Origin of the sequence: Mesorhizobium sp. M4B.F.Ca.ET.017.02.2.1 (genome assembly GCF_003998955.1) — a bacterium.
GTDB classification, from domain to species: Bacteria; Pseudomonadota; Alphaproteobacteria; order Rhizobiales; family Rhizobiaceae; genus Mesorhizobium; species Mesorhizobium abyssinicae.
In genome coordinates, this window is record NZ_RZOF01000583.1 from 1 (window position 1) to 1861 (window position 1861).

Sequence of the window (1861 nt, forward strand, 5' to 3'; positions counted from 1 at the left end):
ACCTGGTCGCGTATGTCGCGCAGATCAGCGGCGCGTGCGCGGAAATAGTCCTGGTCTGACGCGTCGTAGCCGGCGATTTCGGCGTCGAGCGACGCCCGCCATGCGACATCGGCGGCCTGGCCGGAGCCGATCGAGGCGAAGGCCGGCGCGCTCAGCGCATCGTCCTGCAGCATGGCGATATGGAATTCCAGGATGTCGGCGGCATCGCCGTCGGCGGTTTCGATCATTGCGCTGAGCCGGCTTACCGCCTTGCCGATCGCGGTCTCCAGCGCCGCAATCTCCTCCGCCGCGCTCGACTTGCTTGTGTAGGCGGCAGGCGGCCGGTCGAGATCGAACAGCGGCCCTTCGGCATAGCCGGCGGAAGCCGGGATACCCTCAATGCGCATCGTCCGCATTCCTTGCGGCCGGACGGACATGCAAGTCGGTCTCAAGCGGACCGGGCATGGTCCGCATCCTCGTCGAAATCGCGCTGCACCAGGTCGACCAGCGCGTCGACCGCCTCGCTCGCGCGGTCGCCCTTGGCCCGGATGTGCAGCAGCGTTCCCTTAGGCGCCTTGGCCGCCATCACCTTGACGATGCTCTTGGCGTCGAACCAGGGGCCGTTGGCGGCGACGGCAACCTCGACCTCGGCCGCGAACGATTTGGCGAGCTTGGTGAACTTCACCGAAGGGCGCGCGTGCAGACCCACGGTGTGGGTGATCAGGACGGTGGCTTCGGCGGATGCGGACATTCAGTCGGTTCCCGTTCATTCACGACGGCGACAATTCATGCGCCGTCGCCACCACTTCCTTGAGCGAGGCGCCGCCGGACGCTTCCGTCGCCGCCATCACCGCGCCCTCGACGATCGGCGCGTTGCAGACCACGATCTTATGCGAGCGCGGCTCGCCGATCATCTCGACCGCCATCTCTGAGTTAGTCTCGGCGCCGCCGAGATCGACGAGGATGGCGACGCCTGCCTCCGACCATGCCTTTTCGATCGCGCCCATGATCGCCTCGACGCTGGTGCCGAGCCCGCCATGGCCGTTTCCGCCGCACCATGCAAGCGGCACTTCGTCACCCACCATCTGGCGCACCATGTCAGCCGTGCCCTCGGCGACCAGCGGCGAATGCGACACGATGACGATACCGACATTGCTCATTGGTGGTCCTCGACGGCTTCAGCGATTGCGCGCACCAGCAGCGCGGTCGAGCGCGCCCCGGCGTCCATATGCCCGATCGAGCGGTCGCCCAGGAAGGAGGCCCGCCCGCGCAACGCCTTCATCGGCACCGTGGCGTCCGCCGCTTTGTCGGCGGCATTGGCGATCTCCTTGCCGGTCCTGCCTTGCGCCAGCGCCTCATACACCGGCTGCAGCACGTCGAGCATGGTTTTTTGTCCCGGCTGCGATTTGCCGCGCGCCGCAACCGCCTCGATCGCCTTGCCCAGAGCCGCCGTCAGCCCGTCGCGGTCCGGCGCCGCCGGCAATTCCTTGCCCAGCGCCATGAACAGCGTGCCGAACAAGGGGCCGGAGGCGCCACCGACCGTCATCACCAGCTTGGTGCCGACCGCCTTCAACGCGTCGGGCAGCGGCTTTGCTGCGAAAGCGTCCGCCTCGGCGCGCACGGCCTCAAAACCGCGCTTCATGTTGAGGCCATGGTCGCCGTCGCCGATCGCCTGGTCGAGCGCGGTTAGTTCTTCGGCATGCGCCGCGATCGTGTCCGCCGCCGCCGCGATCAAGCTGGAGAAATCGGATGCGGCCATTGCCTGTCCTTCAAGCCGGGGCGAACATGGCGGCAACGGCCGCGAACACTTCCGCTACAGCAAAGGCACCGGGATCGGCGACGCCGTCAAGCTGCCGGCCGATATAGGCGGAGCGTCCGGCCT

The 1861-nt window shown here is 67.4% G+C and carries 4 protein-coding genes; all 4 read right to left on the reverse strand.

The window, feature by feature from the left end; genetic code table 11:
* On the reverse strand, nucleotides 1-386 hold a 386-nt coding region (locus tag EN738_RS34005; RefSeq protein WP_281034343.1), incomplete at its 3' end, for a phosphoenolpyruvate-utilizing N-terminal domain-containing protein.
* A gap of 41 nt (nucleotides 387-427) precedes the next feature.
* Nucleotides 428-730 carry an HPr family phosphocarrier protein gene (locus EN738_RS34010; RefSeq protein WP_127287337.1) on the reverse strand — a complete coding sequence of 101 codons (303 nt, stop codon included), beginning with the start codon at nucleotides 728-730 and terminating at the stop codon, nucleotides 428-430.
* A 19-nt stretch (nucleotides 731-749) separates the two neighbouring features.
* On the reverse strand, nucleotides 750-1139 hold the full coding sequence (gene dhaM / locus EN738_RS34015; protein WP_127287338.1) for a dihydroxyacetone kinase phosphoryl donor subunit DhaM: 390 nt from the start codon (nucleotides 1137-1139) through the stop codon (nucleotides 750-752).
* Nucleotides 1136-1738: a dihydroxyacetone kinase subunit DhaL gene (gene dhaL, locus EN738_RS34020; protein WP_127287339.1), complete on the reverse strand. Its 603-nt coding sequence runs from the start codon at nucleotides 1736-1738 to the stop codon at nucleotides 1136-1138. Before dhaL ends, dhaM begins: the two co-directional genes overlap by 4 nt.
* Nucleotides 1739-1861 lie beyond the last annotated feature (123 nt).